The 20,089-nt window shown below is 66.8% G+C and carries 22 protein-coding genes; 12 read left to right on the top strand and 10 right to left on the bottom strand.

The window, feature by feature from the left end:
- Positions 1-129: 129 nt before the first annotated feature.
- The 4 genes from AC1ZV1_RS12750 to AC1ZV1_RS12765 form a co-directional block, all read right to left on the bottom strand.
- On the bottom strand, positions 130-1,068 hold the full coding sequence (locus AC1ZV1_RS12750) for a class I SAM-dependent methyltransferase (RefSeq protein ID WP_484297040.1): 939 nt from the start codon (positions 1,066-1,068) through the stop codon (positions 130-132).
- Between the two features lie 57 nt (positions 1,069-1,125).
- Positions 1,126-1,611, bottom strand: a complete 486-nt coding sequence (locus AC1ZV1_RS12755) for a P-loop nucleotide/nucleoside kinase family protein (protein WP_484297041.1) — start codon at positions 1,609-1,611, stop codon at positions 1,126-1,128.
- A complete protein-coding gene (locus AC1ZV1_RS12760; RefSeq protein ID WP_484297042.1) occupies positions 1,608-2,024 on the bottom strand; it encodes a YybH family protein in 417 nt (138 codons plus the stop codon). The genes AC1ZV1_RS12755 and AC1ZV1_RS12760 overlap by 4 nt, the downstream gene beginning before the upstream one ends.
- 82 nt (positions 2,025-2,106) lie before the next feature.
- Complete coding sequence (locus tag AC1ZV1_RS12765) at positions 2,107-2,298, bottom strand: hypothetical protein (RefSeq protein ID WP_484297043.1); 192 nt, start codon at positions 2,296-2,298, stop codon at positions 2,107-2,109.
- Here AC1ZV1_RS12765 and AC1ZV1_RS12770 point away from each other — a divergent pair.
- Positions 2,297-2,917, top strand: a complete 621-nt coding sequence (locus AC1ZV1_RS12770) for an eCIS core domain-containing protein (protein ID WP_484297044.1) — start codon at positions 2,297-2,299, stop codon at positions 2,915-2,917. The genes AC1ZV1_RS12765 and AC1ZV1_RS12770 overlap by 2 nt on opposite strands.
- A 2-nt stretch (positions 2,918-2,919) precedes the next feature.
- Here the strand turns inward: AC1ZV1_RS12770 and AC1ZV1_RS12775 are convergent, their stop codons facing one another.
- The 5 genes from AC1ZV1_RS12775 to AC1ZV1_RS12795 all read right to left on the bottom strand — a co-directional run bounded on the left by AC1ZV1_RS12775 (position 2,920) and on the right by AC1ZV1_RS12795 (position 9,584).
- A complete protein-coding gene (locus AC1ZV1_RS12775; protein ID WP_484297045.1) occupies positions 2,920-4,407 on the bottom strand; it encodes an efflux transporter outer membrane subunit in 1,488 nt (495 codons plus the stop codon).
- Between the two features lie 10 nt (positions 4,408-4,417).
- Positions 4,418-5,521 carry an ABC transporter permease gene (locus AC1ZV1_RS12780; RefSeq protein WP_484297046.1) on the bottom strand — a complete coding sequence of 368 codons (1,104 nt, stop codon included), beginning with the start codon at positions 5,519-5,521 and terminating at the stop codon, positions 4,418-4,420.
- A gap of 147 nt (positions 5,522-5,668) precedes the next feature.
- Positions 5,669-6,799: an ABC transporter permease gene (locus AC1ZV1_RS12785; protein WP_484297047.1), complete on the bottom strand. Its 1,131-nt coding sequence runs from the start codon at positions 6,797-6,799 to the stop codon at positions 5,669-5,671.
- Entirely contained in the window at positions 6,796-8,583 is a 1,788-nt protein-coding gene (locus tag AC1ZV1_RS12790) for an ATP-binding cassette domain-containing protein (protein WP_484297048.1), read from the bottom strand. Before AC1ZV1_RS12790 ends, AC1ZV1_RS12785 begins: the two co-directional genes overlap by 4 nt.
- A complete protein-coding gene (locus tag AC1ZV1_RS12795) occupies positions 8,583-9,584 on the bottom strand; it encodes an HlyD family secretion protein (RefSeq protein ID WP_484297049.1) in 1,002 nt (333 codons plus the stop codon). Before AC1ZV1_RS12795 ends, AC1ZV1_RS12790 begins: the two co-directional genes overlap by 1 nt.
- A 178-nt stretch (positions 9,585-9,762) precedes the next feature.
- On the opposite strand from AC1ZV1_RS12795, the gene AC1ZV1_RS12800 reads away from it, so the two are divergent.
- Positions 9,763-9,981 (top strand): hypothetical protein, encoded by a 219-nt coding sequence (locus AC1ZV1_RS12800; protein ID WP_484297050.1) that lies wholly within the window; start codon positions 9,763-9,765, stop codon positions 9,979-9,981.
- A 102-nt stretch (positions 9,982-10,083) separates the two neighbouring features.
- Here the strand turns inward: AC1ZV1_RS12800 and AC1ZV1_RS12805 are convergent, their stop codons facing one another.
- Positions 10,084-10,242: a hypothetical protein gene (locus AC1ZV1_RS12805; RefSeq protein WP_484297051.1), complete on the bottom strand. Its 159-nt coding sequence runs from the start codon at positions 10,240-10,242 to the stop codon at positions 10,084-10,086.
- A 223-nt stretch (positions 10,243-10,465) separates the two neighbouring features.
- On the opposite strand from AC1ZV1_RS12805, the gene AC1ZV1_RS12810 reads away from it, so the two are divergent.
- The 10 genes from AC1ZV1_RS12810 (at position 10,466) to AC1ZV1_RS12855 (ending at position 19,667) form a co-directional block, all read left to right on the top strand.
- A complete protein-coding gene (locus AC1ZV1_RS12810; protein WP_484297052.1) occupies positions 10,466-10,858 on the top strand; it encodes a DUF3302 domain-containing protein in 393 nt (130 codons plus the stop codon).
- A gap of 3 nt (positions 10,859-10,861) precedes the next feature.
- The gene (locus AC1ZV1_RS12815; protein ID WP_484297053.1) at positions 10,862-11,821 is read left to right on the top strand and encodes an HlyD family secretion protein; all 960 of its coding nucleotides are present in this window, start codon (positions 10,862-10,864) and stop codon (positions 11,819-11,821) included.
- 139 nt (positions 11,822-11,960) lie between these two features.
- Positions 11,961-12,632 carry a DUF3313 domain-containing protein gene (locus tag AC1ZV1_RS12820; protein WP_484297054.1) on the top strand — a complete coding sequence of 224 codons (672 nt, stop codon included), beginning with the start codon at positions 11,961-11,963 and terminating at the stop codon, positions 12,630-12,632.
- Between the two features lie 604 nt (positions 12,633-13,236).
- Positions 13,237-14,217: a quinone oxidoreductase family protein gene (locus tag AC1ZV1_RS12825; protein ID WP_484297055.1), complete on the top strand. Its 981-nt coding sequence runs from the start codon at positions 13,237-13,239 to the stop codon at positions 14,215-14,217.
- 10 nt (positions 14,218-14,227) lie between these two features.
- Entirely contained in the window at positions 14,228-15,076 is an 849-nt protein-coding gene (locus AC1ZV1_RS12830; protein WP_484297056.1) for a TauD/TfdA dioxygenase family protein, read from the top strand.
- Between the two features lie 45 nt (positions 15,077-15,121).
- A complete protein-coding gene (locus AC1ZV1_RS12835) occupies positions 15,122-16,174 on the top strand; it encodes a beta-keto acid cleavage family enzyme (RefSeq protein WP_484297057.1) in 1,053 nt (350 codons plus the stop codon).
- Positions 16,175-16,382: 208 nt separating this feature from the next.
- Positions 16,383-17,672 (top strand): MFS transporter, encoded by a 1,290-nt coding sequence (locus tag AC1ZV1_RS12840; protein WP_484297058.1) that lies wholly within the window; start codon positions 16,383-16,385, stop codon positions 17,670-17,672.
- A complete protein-coding gene (locus AC1ZV1_RS12845) occupies positions 17,672-18,337 on the top strand; it encodes a DsbA family protein (protein WP_484297059.1) in 666 nt (221 codons plus the stop codon). The genes AC1ZV1_RS12840 and AC1ZV1_RS12845 overlap by 1 nt, the downstream gene beginning before the upstream one ends.
- The gene (locus tag AC1ZV1_RS12850) at positions 18,334-18,660 is read left to right on the top strand and encodes a Rieske (2Fe-2S) protein (protein ID WP_484297060.1); all 327 of its coding nucleotides are present in this window, start codon (positions 18,334-18,336) and stop codon (positions 18,658-18,660) included. Before AC1ZV1_RS12845 ends, AC1ZV1_RS12850 begins: the two co-directional genes overlap by 4 nt.
- A complete protein-coding gene (locus AC1ZV1_RS12855) occupies positions 18,657-19,667 on the top strand; it encodes a YeiH family protein (protein ID WP_484297061.1) in 1,011 nt (336 codons plus the stop codon). Before AC1ZV1_RS12850 ends, AC1ZV1_RS12855 begins: the two co-directional genes overlap by 4 nt.
- The last annotated feature ends 422 nt before the right edge of the window (positions 19,668-20,089 follow it).

Here is a 20,089-nt window from a genome sequence, read left to right on the forward strand (position 1 = left end):
GGGCGGCGGGTCAACCCCATAGGCGCTATGCGCCCTACGGAGCCTCGAACTGATGCGCCCATTCGTAGGGCGAAAAACCGGTCTCGGTTATCCGCCGTTTTTGCGTCACGCAGCGGTAAGGCGGCGCTATCAATCCAACCGGAACACCAGCGCCTTGAGGCCGCTGTCTTCCTCGATATCGGCGAACTCCGGCGGGTTTTCCAGGCGCTCGATGAAGCGCAGCTGCGGCGCCTCGGCGGCCATGCCCTGGAGCAGGAAGTCGACGCCGACGGCCGGGTCGTTGACGCAGGCCAGTACGGTGCCGGCGCCGTCCAGCAGTTCCGGCAGGCGGCGCAGGACGCGGGCGTAGTCCTTGTCGAGGACGAAGCTGCCTTTCTGGAAGCTCGGCGGGTCGATGATGATCAGGTCGTACGGGCCGGATTTCTTCACCTTGCCCCAGGACTTGAACAGGTCGTGGTCGAGGAAGCTCACCTTCGACAGGTCGTGGCCGTTCAGGCGGTGGTTGTCGCGGCCACGGCTGAGGGCGGCGCGGGCCATGTCGAGGTTGACCACCTTCTGCGCGCCGCCGGCCATCGCCGCCACGGAGAAGCCGCAGGTGTAGGCGAACAGGTTGAGCACCCGAAGGCCTGCGGAGTTGGCCTGCACCCACTGGCGGCCGTAGCGCATGTCGAGGAACAGGCCGTTGTTCTGCTTGCGGCCCAGGTCCAGCTGGTAGCGCAGGCCGTGTTCGCTGATCTGCCAGCCGTCGAACGCTTCGCCGTGGAGCACTTCCATGGTGCTTTCCAGGGTGTAGCGATGCTGCAGCATCAGGCTGCGGGCGCCGGTTGCGCGCCAGATGTCGCCTTGGGCCAGTTCCACCAGCATCGCCCGCAGCGACGACAGCTCATCCGCGGCCGGCTCGCGGAACAGCGACACCAGCAGTACGCCTTCCAGCCAGTCGGCGGTGACCTGCTCCAGCCCTGGCCAGCGGCGACCGCGGCCATGGAACAGGCGGCGGGTTTCCACGGGGACGGGGTTCAGGGCGCCGAGCAGTTGCTCGCGCAGGGTGGCGATGGCGTCGGTGTTCATCTTTCCGGTCTTTCTGATTCAGGCGATCGGGTCAATCGGGGCGGCGATTCTACGCGCTCAGGCGCCATGACGCTGCACCTGCAGTTTTTCCTCCGGTCGCGGGGCGACGAAGTAGCGGTTGAGCGCCTCGTAGCCGGCGGGGTCCAGCGGTGCCGCCAGTGGGGCGATGGCGTGGCGCGCCAGCAGGCGGCTGCGGCAGGTGGCCGGGTCGATGTCGAGGAAGTGCAGACAGTGCGCGGCGCCGGCCTGTTGCGCCAGGTCGATCAGCCAGCGGCGGTCGGCCAGGGTGTTGGCGGGGATGTCCAGCACCACGCTGGTGCCGGCGCGCAGCAGGCCGACCACGTGCGGGCCCATGACCTTGCGCACGCGGCGAGCGTAGAGCTGGTAGTCGTCGGGATTGCTGATGCCCCAGGGGAACAATTCCGCCAGCCATTGCTCCTCGGCCAGCATCACGGTGCCCGGCGCTTCGGCCAATTCGCGGGCGAGGCAGGATTTGCCCGACGCCGCCTTGCCGCACAGCAGGTGCAGGGTGCCTGTGCTCATGTCGTTGCCTCCAGCAAGTCGGTGCCGTAGGAGTTGTCCACCGCGCAGCGCCACGCGCCGTCGGCATCGCGGCGGAAGACGTAGGTGGCGCGGCGGCTCAGCTTGCCGTGGCTGGTGTCGAGCAGGGTTTGTGCGACCACCAGGGCGGTGTCGCCGGTTTCGAGGATTTCCAGGCGACCCTGGCGCACCCGCAGCTTGTGCCCGAAGTGCTCGGCGATGGCGACGAAGGCCTGGCGGATCTGCGCCTTGCCGCGCGCCAGCAGGCCGGGTTTGACCACCAGCACCGCATCGTCGGTGTAGAACCCGAGCAGTGCGTCGAAATCCTCGCGGCCGATGGCGTCGTCGGCGGCCTGGATGAGCGCTTGCAGGGGATGCGGTGCCGCGGAAAGAGTAGGGGAAGGTGCCTGGTCCATCAGTGTCTCCTCAGTCGGGAGCCTCGGACGGCGGGCATTAAAAAACCCGCCGGGAGGCGGGTTTGGTTGTTCGCGGAATGCGCTAACCCACCATCGGAGCGATGGTGGTAATAATCTGCTGGAAGGTGCGGTTGGCGGCATTCATGGGCCAGAAGCTATCAGAAGTTTCATACGTCGCGCCAGCGCTCTTTTTTTGCTGGCGGCATGGCATGATCGCGCCGCACCACTGTCTGAGCAGCATGTCTTTCTCCAAGTTGTCGCGGAGCCTTTCCATGCCATCCCCCCTTGCAACCCGTATCCTGCGCGCCCTGGCGCTGCTTGCCGGGTTGGCCGCGTCCGTCGATGCCCTGGCCGTGACCTGTCCGTCGGGGCAGCGCCAGGTCTGCCTGGATACCTGCACCTGCCTGCCGGACCTGGGGGCGGTGCTCGGCCCGGTGCTGTCCGATACCCGCAGGATGGCGGCCCAGGCGCTGGGCGTGTGGCTGCAGCAGTCCCGCGACCAGGCGGAGCAGGGTGGCACCGAGCCGATTCCGCTGGCGATCCGTGCCCAGTTGCAGCCGTATTTCTCCGACGAGGTGCTGATGGCGGCGCGCTATTCCACCGGCGCCCTGGATGAGCTGAACGCCGCCCAGGCGATCATGCAGAACCCCGACACCGAGGCCGTCACCCTGGTGGACGTGATCGTCTTTCGCAGCGAGGACGACGCGCAGAAGGACGTCGCCCTTTGGGCTCACGAACTGTGGCACGTGAAGCAATACCAGGAGTGGGGTGTACAGGGCTTCGCCACGCGCTATTCCGAGGACTTCGACGCCGTGGAGGCGCCGGCCTACGAGATGCAGCGCCGGGTCGCCAAGGACCTGCGCGACGGCAAGCTCACCGCCCAGAAGAACTGAGCTCAGCGGCTGGCGCTGGCCTCCGGCGCCGGCGTGCCGCCGCCAAGCGCCTTGCACAGGGCGATCAGCGTCAGGCGCAGCTGGGTGTCGCTGTCCACCACGTCGCGGCGCGATTGCAGGTAGGCGCGCTGGGCGTCCAGCTCCACCAGGAAGTCCGTCATGCCGCCGGCATAGCGCGCCTTGGCCATGCCGTAGGCGACGTCGCTGCTGTGCAGTTTTTCCTGCAGGCGCTGGTTGCGCTGGCGCTCGGCGCCATAGTGGCTGAGGGCGTCGTCCACTTCCTGCCAGGCCTTGAGCACGGTCTGCTGGTAGGAGACCGCGGCTTCCTGCTGCTCCAGTTTGCGCAGGTTGATCTGCGAGCGCCGCCTACCGTTGTCGAAGAGCGGCAGTGACAGGCTCGGGCCGACGCTCCAGGTGCGGCTGCCCCAGTCGCTGAACCTGCCGTCGTCTGCCGACTCGTAGCCGAACTTGGCGCCCAGGCGGATCGACGGGTAGAGATCGGCCACGGCCACGCCGATGTTGGCGGTGGCCGCGTGCAACTGGGCTTCGGCGGCGCGGATGTCCGGGCGGCGGCGGGCCACGTCCGACGGCAATCCGAGGCTCAGGTCGGGCGTTTGCGGGGCGGCCTGGACAACGGGCTTCAGGTCATCGCGCAGGCTGCCGGGTTCGGCCCCGATCAGCACGCCGATCTGGTTGATCGCCGCGCTTTCGCTGGCGTGCAGCTGCGGCAGGCTGGAGCGCAGTTCGGCGAGCTGGCCGCGCTGGCGCTCGACATCGAAGTCGTCCACCAGCCCGCCGTCGGCGCGTACCTGGATCAGTTGCAGGGATTCCTCGGTGGCACTGATGTCCTGATTGGCCACGGCGATCTGCTGCTGCACGCCACGCAGCTCGAAGTAGGCGCGGGCCAGTTCGGCGGAGACGCCCAGACGGGTTTCCTCGAACATTGCCTGCTGCGCCGCCACGCTGGCGTCGGCGGCCTCGACGGAGCGGCGGACGCGGCCCCACAGGTCGGGCTCCCAGGAGGCGTCGAAGCCGGCCTGGTAGAGGGTGAAGGGCTCGGCCAGCACCTTGCTGATCTCATCGCTGCTGGCGCCGGGAGCGATGCGCTGGATCATCAGTGCGTTGGCGCCGTTCTCGCTCATGCGCTGGCGAGTCACCGCGCCGGTGGCGTTGACGTCCACACCGCGCTGGGACGCCACCATCTGCCGTTGCATGCGGCTCTGGGCGAAGCGCAGCACGGCGGTATTCAGGTCGGGGCTGGCCTTGTCCGCGCGGCGTTGCAGGTTGTTCAGCACCGGGTCGTTGAACAGCGTCCACCAGTCCTCACCGAGGCGGACGCTGCCCTCGGCAGGGTGCAACTGGCCTTCACCGGAGTGTGCGGCTTGCCAGCCGGCCGGGGCCTGGGTCTGCGGCGCTTCGTAATCAGGGCCGACGGCGCAGCCGGCAAGGGCCAGGACGGTGAGGGCGATGGGAGTGAGGTTGTGCTTCATGGTCTTTCTCTCACGCAAGCCGGTGGCGGAACAGCCACGAGGCCAGGGGCAGGGTGACGGCGGCCACCACCAGCATGGGAATCAGGTTGTGCCAGACATCGATCAGGCTCGCCCCTTCGAGGTAGACGCGCTGGATCAGGTCGATGCCGAAGCGCAGGGGGTTGGCGTAGGTCACCACCTGCAGGAACTCGGGCATGTTGCGCACCGGCGTGGCGAGGCCGGAAAGCAGCGTCAGCGGCATGATCAGCACGAAGGTGTAGAGCATCGCCTGCTGCATGTTCAGCGATACCGCGCTGATCGACATGCCGAGCCCGACGCAGGCGATGGTGAACACCGCCAGCCCTCCGTAGAGGTTGAACAGCGAGCCGGCCATGGGTATTCGGAACCAGAACAGCGCCATCAGCAGGACCAGCGTGGCCTGCACCATGCCGATCAGCAGGGGCGGAATGGCCTTGCCGAGCATGATTTCCAGCGGCGTGTAGGGTGTCACCAGCAACTGGTCGAAGGTGCCCTGTTCGCGCTCGCGGGCGACCGAGAGGGCGGTGAGCATCAGCGTCTGCATCATGCTCAGGGTGGCGATCAGCGCAGGGATCAGCGGCCAGCGGGTTTCCAGGTTGGGGTTGTACCAGGAGCGGCTGACCACGCTGATGGGCGCCGAGGCGAGGCCCTGTTCCTGGTTGAACTGCCCGACCACCACGGCCAGCCCTGCGGCGGCGGAGCCGGCGGTGTTGGAGTTGCGGCCGTCGAGGATGACCTGGATCGGCGCCGGGTCGCCTTGCGCCAGGCGGGTCTGGAAGTCCGAGGGGATGTGGATCACCAGCAACGCCTTCTGCTCGTCGATCACGGTCTGGATTTCCTCGACGCGGGTCAGGGTCGCTACCCGGTGGAAGATGCCGCTGCCGTCCAGGCGCGAGGCGAGGCGGGTGGAGGATTCGCTGTGGCTGAGGTCGAGGATGGCGTAAGGCGCGTCGTTGAGGTCGAAGGTTACCGCGTAGCCGAACAGCACGCTCTGCATCAGTACGGGCGCCACCAGCACAATGCGGTTGGCCGGGTCCTTGAGGATCACCAGCAGTTCCTTGCGCCAGAGGTTGAGGATGCGCCAGAGAAATTCCATGTCGTCAGAACCTGCTCAATGTCTGCCTGCGCTTGCCCATACTGCGTTGGTAACAGGCTCAAAATGCTCATTTACAGCACGTAAACTGCGCTTTTTCGCCCGTTTCCGCCTTGTCTGGGCTGCGCTCGGCGAGACCTTGAACACGTTCTAGTCCAGCCGCTTGCGCGTCACCATTCGCGCCAGGCCCAGCAGAGCGACGGCGTAGGCGGCGAGGATCGCGCAGTTCTTGAGGATCATTGGCCAGAAGTCGCCGGCCAGGAACAGGGACTTCACCAGTTCCATGAAGTAGGTCGCCGGCAGCAGGTTGCCGATCACGCGGATGGCGGTGGGCACGTTGCGCAGGTCGAAGATGAAGCCGGAGAGCATCATTGCCGGCAGGAAGCTGGCGAGCAGGGCGATCTGGCTGGCGAGGAACTGGTTCTTGGTCACCGAGGAAATCAGCAGGCCGATGCCCAGCGCCACCAGCATGTAGAGCATGGACGCGATCACCAGCACCACGAAGGAGCCGTAGAGCGGCACGTCGAACAGGAAACGCGCGGCGAGCAGACACAGGGCGAGGCCGATCATGCCGATGCCGAAGCAGGGGATGATCTTCGCCAGGAGGATTTCCACCGGCCGCACCGGCGTGACGAACAGCGCCTCCAGTGTGCCGCGCTCCCATTCGCGGGCCATCACCAGGGCGGTGAGGAAGGCGCCGACCAGGGTCATGATCAGCACGATCAGCCCCGGCACCAGGTACCAGGTGCTGGTGTTGGCGGCGTTGAACCACATGCGCTGGACGATGGTGACCGCGCCTGCCTGGCTGGAGCTGCCGGCACTGCGGTCGGCCTGTTTCTCGCCATAGCCGGCGAGGGCGCTGCTGACATAGGTGGAGACGCTGGCGGCGCGGGTGGCGTCCGAGCCCTGCACCAGCACCTGGACCTGCGCGTTGCCGTCGTTCAGGCGGCGGGTGAAGTCGGCAGGGAACTGCACCAGGGCGTCCACCTCGCGGGCCTTCATCAGCGCTTCACCCTCGGCGAAGGAGCGCACCCAATGCGGCTCGAGGTACTCGGTGCGGCTGATGCCAGCCGCCACGTCGCGGGCTACGGGGGAAGGGTCGTCGAGAACGATGGCGACGATGGCGCGCTTCACGTCCAGCGACAGGCCGTAGCCGAAGATCAGGATCAGCGCGATGGGCAGGCCGATGCCGATCAGCAGGTTGCTGCGATCGCGCACCAGCTGCCGCACTTCCTTGCGGGTCAGCGAGGCGAGGCGCCGCCAGAAGCCGCCGGCGCTCATGCGGCGCCTGCCTTGGCCTGATGGCGGTTGCTTTCCACGATTTCGATGAACGCCTGCTCCATGTTCAGCGTGCTGCCCTTGCCGCCGGCCTGCTCGCGGACTTCCTGCGGAGTGCCCATGGCCAGCAGCTTGCCGGCGTCCTGGATGACGATGCGGTCGCAGTACTCGGCTTCTTCCATGAAGTGCGTGGTGATGATGATGGTGGTGCCGGAGGCCGCCAGCGCCGTGATGCGTTGCCAGAAACCGCGGCGGGCGAGGGGGTCGGCGCCGCTGGTGGGTTCGTCGAGGAAGAGGATTTCCGGTTCGTGGAGCAGGCCGACCGCCATCGCCAGGCGCTGCTTGAAGCCGCCGGGCAGCTGGCCGCTGGGCGAGTCTTCCTGGCCGCTCAAGTCGAACTGGCGGGACACCGCGTCCATCCGCTGGCTCAGGCGCTTGCCGCCCAGGCCGTAGGCGCCACCGAAGAAGCGCAGGTTCTCGGCCACCGAGAGGTTGCCGTAGAGGGAGAACTTCTGCGACACGTAGCCCACCTTGCGCCGCGCCTGGGCCCGTGCGTGGCGCAGGTTGACCCCGGCCACCTGCAGCGTGCCGCTGGTGGCCGGCAGCAGCCCGCAGAGCATGCGGAAGGTGGTGGTCTTGCCGGCGCCGTTGGGGCCGAGCAGGCCGAAGATTTCCCCGCGGCGCACGCTGAAGCTGGTGCTGGCGACGGCGGTGAAGTCGCCGAACTTGCGCACCAGGTCCTTCACTTCGATCACCGCTTCGTTGCTGTCCTCATGACGGTGCGTACCGGCTTTCAGGGATTCCATGTCCACCGCCTCGGCATCGCTGCGGGCGCGCAGGAGGAACATGAAGCCGTCTTCCAGGCGTGCGTCCACCTGGCGTACCGGTGCGCCGTCGAGCAGTTGGTCGAGCTTGCCCTGGTCCGCATCCGGCTGGCGGATGAAGCGCACCTCGCCGGATTGCGGCACGGCGTCGACGACGTTCTGGTGATCCTCCAGCAGCCGCGCCTGCAGGGTGCGCGCAGGCTCGCCGGCGGGCGGGGTGGCAATGAAGCAGAGGGTGTCGGCGTGCTCGCGGATCGACGCCGGGTCGCCCTTGGCCATCAGTTGGCCCTGGTGCAGCAGGAAGACTTCGGCGCAGCGCTCGGCTTCGTCCATGTAGGAGGTGGAGACCAGCACGCTGAGCTGCTCCTGCTCGATCAGCTGCTGGATGATCTCCCAGAGTTCGCGGCGCGACAGCGGATCGACACCGACGGTGGGTTCGTCGAGCAGCAGCAGGTCCGGCGAGCGCACCAGGGTGCAGGCCAGTCCCAGCTTCTGCTTCATGCCGCCGGAGAGCTTGCCCGCCGGGCGATCGGTGAAGCGCGTCAGGTCGGTCATCTCCAGCAGGCGCTGATAGCGTTCGACGCGCTGCTGGTGGGGCACGCCGTGGAGGTCGGCGTAGAGGTCGAGGTTCTCCTGCACGCTGAGGTCCTCGTAGAGGCCGAAGCGCTGCGGCATGTAGCTGATGCGGTCCTGTACCTGCTGCGGGTGGGCGTGGACGTCCACGTCGAGCACCGTGAGCGTGCCGGTGTCGGCCTGCAGCAGCCCGGCGACCAGGCGCAGGAAGGTGGTCTTGCCGGCGCCGTCGGGGCCGACCAGCGCGGTGAGCTGGCCGCGCGGGATGTCCAGGCTGATGTCCTTGAGCGCCTGTACCGTCCTGCCCGACTCTTTCACCAGGAAATGCTTGGCCAGGCCCTCGGCGTGGATGACCGGACCTTCATTGAGGCGTTTCTGAACGGGCGCCATCAGCGCGGCTCGTCGGCGAAGCGTACCGTAGCCGGCATCCCCAGGCGCAGGCGGTTGTCCGGGTCGGCCACCAGCACCCGCACCTCGTAGACGAGGCTGGTGCGCAGCTCCTCGGTCTGTACCGACTTGGGCGTGAACTCGGCCACCGAGGAGATGAAGCCGATGTGCCCGTCGATGGCCTGGTCCGGATGGCTGTCGGTGAACACCTGGGCCTTCATGCCGGGTTTGACGCGGCCCAGGTTGGTTTCGCTGACGTAGGCGCGGATCCATTTCGGATCGGTCAGCGCCAGGGAGTAAACCGGGCGCTGCGGCGAGGCCATGTCGCCGGGCTCCAGCAGGCGCGAGCGCACGGTGGCGTTCTGCGGTGCCTTGAGGTCGGCCTCGTCGAGGTTGTGCTGCAGCAGCGCCACGTCGGCGCGGGCGGCGGCGAGCTGGGCCTCGGCCTGGGCGATGTCTTCCACGCGTGGGCCGATCTGCGCCAGGCGCAGGGATTTCTGCCGGTCTTCCAGCTCGGCCTGGGCGACCTTCTGCTGCGAGGTGGCGCTGTCGATGTCCTGCTGGCTGACTGCGCGGCCGCCGGGACTGTTGGCGCGGATGCCTTCGAGCCGGCGCAACTGCGTGTTGGCGAGGTCGAGCTGGGCACGCGCGGCCTTGTCCTGCGCCTTGGCGCGGTCGATGTCCTCGGGGCGCGAGCCGTTCTTCAGGCGCAGCAGGTTCTGCTCCTGGGCGGCGATCTGCGCCTGGGCCTTGTCGATCTGCAGGCGCAGGGTGCGTGTGTCGAGGCTCGCCAGCACGTCGCCAGCTTTCACCACGTCGCCTTCCTCGACATTCATCTTCGCGATGCGCTCGCTGCCGATGAAGGCCAGCGACACCTGGCGGATGTCCACGTTGCCGTAGAGCACCAGGCGTTTGTCGTCACTTGCGCGGGACTGCAGGTACCACCACAGCCCACCCCCCAGCAGCAGCGCAACGAGCGCTACCAGCACCAGCTTCTTCGGCATTGCCCCTTCCCTGTTTCATGACAGCCTGGTGAAGGATAGACAGTTACGCGCAGATCACGAGGACCTGCATCAATGTCGGGCCGCTCTGGCATGCCGCCGCGGGCGCTTCGTCAGCTGCTGCGCCGCGGCACGCGTTCCCTGTTAGCGTGAGGGAAACGCCCCCTGTGGAGATTCGGTCATGCGCAACGAGAGCGTGCAGCGAGCGTCCTGGCACCTGCGAGCCCAGCGCCTGCAGTGGGTCGGCCTGGTGTTGCTGTTCCTGGCCGTGGGCCTGGCAGCCCTGACCGACGTCCTGCAGCGCGACGGTGGCGCGGCGACCATCGTCGGCTTCGCTGTGGCCGGCGCGCTGGCGTTGGGGGTAGCGCGGGTGATCCTGATGCGCCCAGGGTCTGGGTAGAAGCGCGCCAGGCGCGCGATCACGGGCATGGCCCGTTCGTGCAGGGAGCCGCCGGTACAGGGCCGATTCGCCTCAGCGCCGCGGAATCGACTGCACCTGCGGCTACATCTGGTGCTGCGGGATGGTGCGGTAGCCCATCTGGCCGTCGTCCATGGGCGGTGGGCGCGGTGCGTCGTTGCGGTCGTTGTGGCTGCCGCAGGACGAGCCGCCCAGCAGTATGGCCAGTGCGCCGATGAGCAGCAGCAAGGGGGGCTTTCGCATGGCGGTTGTTCCCGATGAGCCGTCCTTGCAGTGAAAGCGAAAAACCACCCACGAGCCCGTTGGTCGGACGAACGGGGGCCGTTGGAGCCGACCTGCCGGGGTAGCCCTGGCTATTGCTCGAAACCCGCCATTCGGGCGTCTCGACGATCGTGCAGATTGCCATGGCTCATCCATACTCAGTCGACTCGCCGCGGCACTGGGCTCGGGGAGCAAGGAGGGCGGGATGCTCGATTACGTTGCGCTGGGGATACTGATCTTCGCCGCTGTGGTGTTGTTCTACGGGATCATCGTGCTGCACGACATTCCCTATGAGATCGCGGTGCACCGCGACCACCCCCACCAGGACGCGATCCACGCGGCCGGCTGGGTCAGTTTGTTCACCCTGCATGCGCTGTGGCCGTTCCTGTGGATCTGGGCCATGTTGTATCGCAAGGATCGGGGCTGGGGATTTCACCACGGTCGAACAGCGGAGGCCGAAGCGGAGTATCTCGAAGCGCAGCTGGCCGAACTGCGCCAGCGCCTGGAGGTCCTGGAAGGCCGCGCTGTCGCGGCTGCCCCGGAGACGCCGCCGGTGTCTCCGCCGCCGGCGGTGCCTTCATCCGGCGGGGAGGGCTGAACCATGGACCTGTTGCTGATCCTGACCTACACCGCCATCTGTATCGCCATCTTCAAGATCTTCCGCATCCCGCTGAACAAGTGGACGGTGCCCACCGCTGTGCTCGGCGGCGTGGTGCTGATCGGCGCACTGATCTTCACCATGAACTACAACCACCCCTATTCCGAGGTGGCGCGAACCTATTTCGTGACCACGCCGGTCATACCGGTGGTGACCGGCCAGGTGATCGAGGTGCCGGTGAAGGGCAACGAGATGCTCGAGAAGGGCGCCGTGCTGTTCCGTATCGATCCCAAGCCGTTCCAGCTGAAGCTGGATTCGATCAGGGCGCAACTGGTGTCAGCGCGCGCCGATCAGGCCCGCGCCCGCGAGCTGGCGTTGCGCAACGTGGGCAACAAGCGTGATGTCGACCTGACCACCGCCCGCGTCGACGACCTGAATGCTCAACTGGCATTGGCCCAGTTCAACCTCGACAACACGGTGGTGCGTGCGCCCTCGCGCGGCTTCGTGACACACGTTTCGCTGCGTCCGGGGATGATGGCGACCCGGCTGCCGCTACGTCCTTCCATGGTCTTCGTGCCGGACGAGGGCCAGTACTTCGTTGCCTGGATGCGCCAGAACAGCCAACTGCGCCTGACCTCCGGGGATGAGGCGGAGATTGCATTCGACGGCATTCCCGGCAAGGTCTTCAGTGGCAAGGTCAAGCAGGTCATCGGCGTGATCGGTGAGGGCCAGGTCCAGCCTTCCGGCACCTTGCTCAGCTACACCGGCTCGCCGCCGGCCGGCCGCGTGCCGGTGTTCATCGAGATCACCGACCCGGATTACGCCCAGTACGCCCCCTTGATGCCCGGCGGCTCCTACGGCCAGGCGGCGCTGTACAGCCAGCATTTCCACCACGTGGCGATCATGCGCAAGATTCTTCTGCGCATGGCGGCCTGGATGAACTACATCTTCCCGTTCCACTGATCCGAGGTTTACCGGCGCCCTGTCCGGGGGCGCCGATCCGCGGGGTCTCGGAGCTCCGCGCGCGACCATGCGGGGAAGGGGGTAACGAGGTCTTCTCCGTGATAACCGGCAACGTCGATATGCCCAACTGGAGAACACCATGAAGTCTACTGTCGCGTTGTTGTCCCTGCTGCTTCTGCCCTTGCTGCAAGGCTGCGCGGAAAAGCAGGTCCAGCCGGAGGAGTACTCCGGCTTCCTGTATGACTACTCCCGACTTACCGAGCAGGAAAACGCCTCGGGCAACAAGGTCCTGGCCTGGGTCGATCCCAAGCTCAACCTGATGAACTACCGCAGCATCGTCATCGAACGTTCGCAGTTCTATCCGGCGCCCAAGGCCACCGCGCAGCTCTCGCAGACGACCATGACGCAGATCACCGACTACTACGACAAGGCGCTGCGCCGCGAGCTGGGCCAGGTGCTGCAGGTGGTTGACAAGCCCGGCCCTGGGACCCTGGTGCTGCGTCCGGCGATCACCGCGGTGAGCAGCCATACCCAGTCGCTCAAACCCTATGAAGTCATCCCGATCGCCCTGATTGCCGCCGGTGTCAGCACCGCTACCGGCATCCGCGACCAGGATACCCAGATCGGCACCGAAGCCGCGTTCCTCGACGGCTCGTCCAGCCGGGTGGTTGGCCAGGTGGTACGCAAGGGCACCGGCCATGCCCTGGAGAACGATACCCAAGCCATGACCGCCAGCGACTTCAAGGGCGTGCTCGACGGCTGGGCTCGCGACATGCGCCTCACCTACAGCAAGCTGCGTGAACTCAAGTAACTCGCCGGCCAGGGAAAAGGGCTGCCGCCGGGCAGCCCTTTTTCTTTAGCCCCTTGCTGCCCGCCGTTTTTGAGCAAGCTTTCCGCGCAGGCGCTGGACCATAGGAGCCACTGGCTTTCTCTGAAAGTCCATACCTGGGCTTTCCCTCTCCCTAACCCTCTCCCTGAAGGGAGAGGGGACCGTCTGGTGCAGGTTGGGGCCGAGGTGTCAGCCGGCACGGACAGCTCCCTCTCCCTTCGGAGCGGGGCGCGTAGCCAGGGCTGGGGAGAGGGCACGCCCCGGCCCGGTATTTCGGGTGGGAGCGGACCTTGTCCGCGAAGTCCTGAATGGCGGCCAGAAAACGGCCGGGGAATGCCGATAGATTGCGCCAGCCAGGGCCGGACGCCGCCCTGCCGACGGACAGCGCGCATGGCACGATCCTCCAGTGGAACTCCTGCACTCGATACGGCGCCCAGGCGGCGCCGCATGGCCTGTCATGAAATGAAAAGACCCTGTCGCACGATGTGAAGCTGCCTGCCCGGTCCCTGCCTATTGTCCGCTCAAAGGGCGCTTGCCTGCTCCAAATGGAGCGCCCACGACAACAAGACAACTGGAGATTCCGGCCATGGCCAAAGCCGTTCGTTTCTATGAAACAGGGGGACCTGACGTCCTGCGTTACGAGGACGTGGAGGTCGGCGAGCCCGGCCCGGGGCACGTGCGCATTCGCCATGTGGCGGTGGGCCTGAACTACGCCGATACCTACTTCCGCAATGGCACCTATGCCGTCCCGCTGCCCAGCGGCATGGGCGTGGAAGCCGCCGGCGTGGTGGTGGCGGTGGGCGAGGGCGTGAGCAACGTCGTGCCCGGTGACCGTGTGACCTACACCGGCTTCATCAACACCCTCGGCGCTTACAGCACCGAGCGCCTGGTGCCGGCGGCGCCGCTGATCCGCCTGCCGGAGAACATCGCCTTCGAGACCGCAGCCGCCATGACCATGCGCGGCCTGACTTCGGCCTACCTGCTGCGCCGCATTCACGACTTCAAGCCGGGCCAGAGCATCCTGCTGCACGCCGCCGCCGGTGGCGTCGGGCTGATCGTCTCGCAGTGGGCCAAGCTGCTCGGCCTGCGTGTGATCGGCACCGTCTCCAGCGACGCCAAGGCCGAGATCGCCTTCGCCCATGGCTGCGAGCACGTCATCAACTACAGCCGGGAAGGCGTCGCCGAGCGCGTGCGTGAACTGACCGATGGGCGTGGCGTGGACGTGGTCTTCGACAGCGTCGGCAAGGACACCTTCATGACCTCCCTGGAGTCGCTCAAGCGCCGTGGCCTGATGGTCTGCGTCGGCACTGCGTCGGGCCCGATCCCGCCGTTCGATCCGGTGCTGCTGGCGATGAAAGGCTCGATCTTCCTCACCCGCCCGGCCCTGGCCGACTACATCGCCGACCCGGCGGAGAAGGCGGCGCTGCTGGACGAACTGTTCACCCACGTGGGCAACGGCGACATCCGCATCGAGATCAACCAGCACTACGCGCTGGAAGACGCCGTACAGGCCCACCGCGACCTCGAATCGCGCAAGACCACCGGCTCGTCGATCTTCGTCATCTGAGGGCGTCGCCATGCACGTAGAACGTCTGACCTGCAGCATCGGCGCCGAAATCTCCGGGGTGAACCTGGGCGACGCTTCCCGCGATGAAGGCCTGTTCGCCGAGCTGCGCGAGCTGCTGCTCAAGCACAAGGTGCTGTTCCTGCGTGACCAGGACATCACCCGCGCCGAGCACGTGGCTTTCGCCCGCCGCTTCGGCGAGCTGGAAGACCACCCGGTGGCCGGCAGCGACCCGGAGCATCCGGGCCTGGTGCGCATCTACAAGACCCCCGACCTGCCCAATGACCGCTACGAGAACGCCTGGCACACAGACGCCACCTGGCGCGAGGCGCCGCCGCTGGGCTGCGTCCTGCGCTGCGTGGAGTGCCCGCCGGTGGGCGGCGACACCATGTGGGCGAACATGGCCCTGGCCTACGAGATGCTTCCGCCCGAGATCAAGGAGCGCATCGCCAAGCTGCGCGCGCGCCACAGCATCGAAGCCAGCTTCGGCGCGGCCATGCCCATCGAGAAGCGCCTGGCGCTCAAGGCCCTGTTCCCCGACGCCGAGCACCCGGTGGTGCGTACCCACCCGGAAACCGGCGAGAAGGTGCTGTTCGTCAACGCCTTCACCACGCACTTCAGCAACTACCACACGCCTCAGAACGTGCGCTTCGGCCAGGACGCCAACCCCGGCGCGGCCGACCTGCTGCGCTACCTGGTAAGCCAGGTGTACATCCCCGAATTCCAGGTGCGCTGGCGCTGGAAGAAGAACGATGTGGCGATCTGGGACAACCGCTGTACCCAGCACTACGCGGTGATGGACTACCCGCCCTGCGTGCGCCGCATGGAACGCGCGGGAATCATCGGCGACAAGCCGTTCTGACCCCAGGCAACCAGAGCCCCGACAAGAACAATTACGGAGACCGACATGCAATTCTTCGACGATTCGCTACACCCCGAGAACCAGGACAAAGTGGTCATCACCACCGCGCCCTACGGCCCCGAGTGGATGCCCGAGGACTTCCCCAAAGACATCCCGGTGACCATGGACGAGCAGGTCCAGAAGGCCGTTGACTGCTACGAGGCTGGTGCCACCGTACTGCACCTGCACGTGCGTGAACTGGACGGCAAGGGCTCCAAGCGCCTGTCCAAGTTCAACGAGCTGATCGCCGGCGTGCGCGAAGCCGTGCCGGACATGATCATCCAGGTCGGCGGCTCGATTTCCTTCGCCCCGGAAAGCGACGGCGAAGCGGCCAAGTGGCTTTCCGACGACACCCGTCACATGCTCGCCGAGCTGACCCCCAAGCCCGACCAGGTGACGGTGGCGATCAACACCACCCAGATGAACATCATGGAGCTGCTCTACCCGGAGTACCTCAAGGGCACCTCCCTGGAGAACCCGCTGTACCAGGCAGCCTACAGCGAGATGACCGTGCCGGCCGGCCCGGCCTGGGTCGAAGAGCACCTCAAGCGCTTGCAGGCGTCGGGCATCCAGCCGCACTTCCAACTGACCGGCATGCACGCCCTGGAGACCCTCGAGCGCCTGGTGCGCAAGGGCATCTACAAGGGCCCGCTGAACCTGACCTGGATCGGCATCGGCGGCGGCTTCGACGGCCCCAACCCGTTCAACTTCATGAACTTCGTGCACCGCGCGCCGGACGGCGCCACCGTCACCGCCGAGTCGCTGCTCAAGAACGTCCTGCCGTTCAACATGATGGCGATGGCCATGGGCTTGCACCCGCGCTGCGGCATCGAGGACACCATCATCGGCCAGCACGGCCAGCGCATGACGTCGGTCGAGCAGATCCAGCAGTGCGTCCGCGTCGCCCATGAACTGGGCCGCGAGGTCGCCAGCGGCAAGGAAGCACGCGCCATCTACAAGATCGGCGTGCAGTACGACAGCGTCGAGGAAACCCTGCGCATGAACGGCATGGCGCCCAACCGCCAGCCGGGGCAGAAGTCCGTCCCGCTTCGCGCGTGACAGGCTCGCCGTAGTAAGAGACGGCTGATAACGGCCCTCTCCCCAGCCCTCTCCCTGAAGGGAGAGGGAGCTGTCCGTGCTGGCTGACGCCCAGGTTTCCTCCTGCACCGAACGGTCCCCTCTCCCTTCAGGGAGAGGGTTAGGGAGAGGGGCTGATCCGCAACCCACAACAACAAGAATCCACCCACTCACCCGGAGAGCTAGCACCATGGCCATCCACTCCGTCGCCCTGGGCGACATCCCTGCCACCGTACCCAGCGTGCCGCGCCGCTATGCCTGGGTGGTATTCGCCCTGACCTTCGGCCTGCTGATCTCCGATTACATGTCGCGCCAGGTGCTCAATGCCGTGTTCCCGCTGCTCAAGGTCGAATGGGCCCTGAGCGACGCGCAGCTCGGCCTGCTCAGCGGCATTGTCGCGGTGATGGTCGGACTGCTGACCTTCCCGCTGTCGCTGCTCGCCGACCGCTGGGGCCGCGTGCGCAGCCTGGCGCTGATGGCCATGCTGTGGAGCCTCGCTACTTTGGGCTGCGCGGTCGCGCAGACCTTCCCGCAGATGTTCGCCGCGCGCTTCTTCGTCGGCGTCGGCGAGGCCGCCTACGGCAGCGTCGGCATCGCGGTGGTCATCTCGGTGTTTCCGGCGCACCTGCGCGCCACCCTGACCGGCGCCTTCATGGCCGGCGGCATGTTCGGCTCGGTGCTCGGCATGGGCCTGGGCGGCGTACTTGCCGCGCACCTGGGCTGGCGCTGGGCCTTTGCCGGCATGGCGCTGTTCGGCCTGCTGCTGGCGCTCCTCTATCCGCTGGTGGTGAGCGAGAAACGCATCGCGCCGGTGGCTGCCGCCGAGGCGCCGCGTCAGGTCGGCGGGCGCTCGCTGCGCAGCCTGTTCGGCAGCCGCTCGGTGATCGCCGCCTACCTGGGCAGCGGCCTGCAGCTGTTCGTCGCCGCCGCCGTGATGGTGTGGATTCCCAGCTACCTGAACCGCTACTACCACCTGGACACCGGCAAGGCCGGGCTGATCTCGGCGGTGATCGTGCTGGTCGGCGGCAGCGGCATGGTGCTTTGCGGCATCCTCTGCGACCGCCTGGGCCGCGCCAACCCGCCGCGCAAGATCATCCTCGCCATCGGTTTCTGCCTGGCCAGCTGCCTGCTGCTGTCGGTGGCCTTCCGTCTGCCGCCGGGCACTGCGCAATTGAGCCTGATCTGCCTGGGCATGCTGGTTGCCGCCGGCACCTCCGGGCCGTCCGGCGCCATGGTCGCCAACCTCACCGCGCCGGCCGTGCACGGCACCGCCTTCGCCACCCTGACCCTGGCCAACAACCTGCTGGGCCTGGCGCCCGGCCCACTGCTCACCGGTGTGCTGGCCGACCACCTCGGCCTGGACCGCGCCTTCCAGCTGATCCCCTTGCTGAGCATTCTCGCCGCGCTGGTCTTCCTCTACGCCCGGCGCCACTACCACCGCGATATCCGCCGCCTGCGCGGCGAAGAGGAGGGCGCCTGATGCCGACCTTGAACCTGGACATGACCTTTGACTTCATCTGCCCCTGGTGCCTGATTGGCAAGCGCAACCTCGATGTCGCGCTGCGCCTGCTGGCCCGCCAGCGTCCCGAGCTCCAGGTGCGGATTAACTGGCTCGGCCTGCAACTGCTGCCGCAAATCCCGATGGACGGCGAACCCTTCGCCGAGTTCTACCAGCGCCGCCTGGGCGGCAAGCGCGCTGTGAAGGCACGCATGGGCGAGGTACGGCGGGCGGCAGAGGGCGCCAAGGTTGACCTCGATCTTGAACGCATCCCCACCATGCCCAACACCACCTATGCGCACCGTGTATTCCAGCGCGCGGTGCACGTTGGCAGCGACAACCAGAAGGAGCAGTTGCTGGAGATGATCTTCCGCGCGCACTTCCAGCTGGGCGAAGACATTGGCAACCGCGACACCCTGCGCCGCCTGCTGCGTGCCTGTGATTTCGATGTGGCCGATTTCGGTGACGCGTTTGCCGATGGCGCGCGCCAGTTCATCGGCCGCCGCGTGGCCCTGGCCGACTCCAGCGTGCCGATGTTCCTCCTCGAAGGCCGTGCCTTCGCCCTCGGCGGGCAGAGCCCGGAGCAGTTGCTGGCGGCGCTCTACCGTGCGCTGGAACGGCAGTTCCCGGAGGCGATGTCGGCATGAGCGCTGTGCTGCACATCCCCGCCGAACGCCTGCCGGCACGGGGCGGTCGGAGCCTGATTCATCACGAGCAGGGCGTCATCCTGCTGTTCGATATCGACGGTGAGCTGCATGCCATCGACGACAGTTGCCCCCATGCGGGTGCATCGCTGTTCAGCGGGCGCCTGGATGGACGCTGGCTGCACTGTCCGGCCCATGGGCTGCGCTTTGATATAGCGACGGGTTGCCCGGCGGGCATCAAAGGTTTCGGTCTGCACCGGCATGGCATCTCCTGGATCGCCGGCGAGTGCCATGTGGTGATTTCCGACCGGCAGGTACCAGCATGAGCACATTGACGATTTCCGCCCTTGGCTCGCGTAGCCGGACCTTGCTACCGGGCCTGCTGGTCAGCGCCATGGTGGCGGCCGCCGCGACCTTTCTTTCCGAGCACTACGGCGCGCCGGTGATGCTCTTCGCGCTGCTGCTCGGCCTGGCGATGAACTTCCTCTCCGCTGACAGCGTGTGCAAGGCCGGCATCGAGTTCACCGCCCGCGAAATCCTGCGCCTGGGCGTGGCGCTGCTGGGCATCCGCATCACCTTCGGGCAGATCGCGGAGCTGGGCTGGCAGCCGGTGATCATGGTGGTGGTGCTGGTCACGGTGACCATCCTGGTCTCCATCGCCGCGGCGCGTGCCATGGGTTTCAACTTCCTCTTCGGCCTGCTCACCGGCGGCGCCACGGCCATCTGCGGCGCCTCGGCGGCGCTGGCACTGGCGGCGGCATTGCCGGCGCACACGCAGAAGGAGAAGGCCACGCTGTTCACCGTGCTCGGTGTGTCGGCACTCTCGACGCTGGCGATGATCCTCTATCCGATGATCGTCAAGTCGCTCGGCCTGCCGCCCTTGCAGGCGGGCATCTTCCTCGGCGGCACCATCCACGATGTCGCCCAGGTGGTCGGCGCCGGCTACAGCCTCTCGAAGGAGGTCGGTGACAGCGCCACGGTGGTCAAGCTGATGCGCGTGGCGATGCTGCTGCCGGTGATCCTCTGCGCGGCGATGATCACCCGCGCCCGTGGCGTGGAGCCAGGCGACAAGCGTCCGCCGCTGCTGCCGTGGTTCGCCGTGGGCTTCGTGGTGCTGGCGGCGGTGAACAGCACCGGCGTTCTGCCCTCGATGCTGGTCGAGGCGGGCGGCAAGCTGTCGCAGTGGTGCCTGGTGATCGCCATCGCCGCGTTGGGCATGAAGACCCAGCTGCGGGCGCTGGCGACGGTGGGCATCAAGCCGATCCTGCTGATGCTGGGCGAGACGGCGTTCCTGGCGGTGCTGGTGCTGGGGATGTTGCGCTTCGCCGGTTGAGTCGGGCCTGGCGGGTGACGATCACAGCGGAATGGCGGTGGAGCACGACGCAGGATGGCGTGGAGCGCAGCGATACCCATCGATGGCCGTAAGCCCGCGGCAGGGGCGTAGGGGGAATAACGCCTGAGCGTTATCCGCCATTGTGGCTATCGGCAGATAACCCGTTCCGGGTTATGCGCCCTACGTACAGGCACCGGCTCTGGAACCGGCACCGGCACCGGCTCTGGCTCTGGCTCTGGATTTTGAAGATTTCCAGAGAAACATCCGCACGCTCCGGAGTGCCCCTTTCAGGAGGCCGAAGGTGATCGGAGTTTCAGGGGTTGAGCGACATGGATGTCGCGAGAGCGTTGTCGGGCCAGGGATGGCCCGTCAACGCGGGCCCCTGAAACTCCGAGGAACCGAGGGTACTTTTCGCGAAGCGA

The sequence above is a fragment of the Pseudomonas sp. BB438 genome (genome assembly GCF_057180225.1).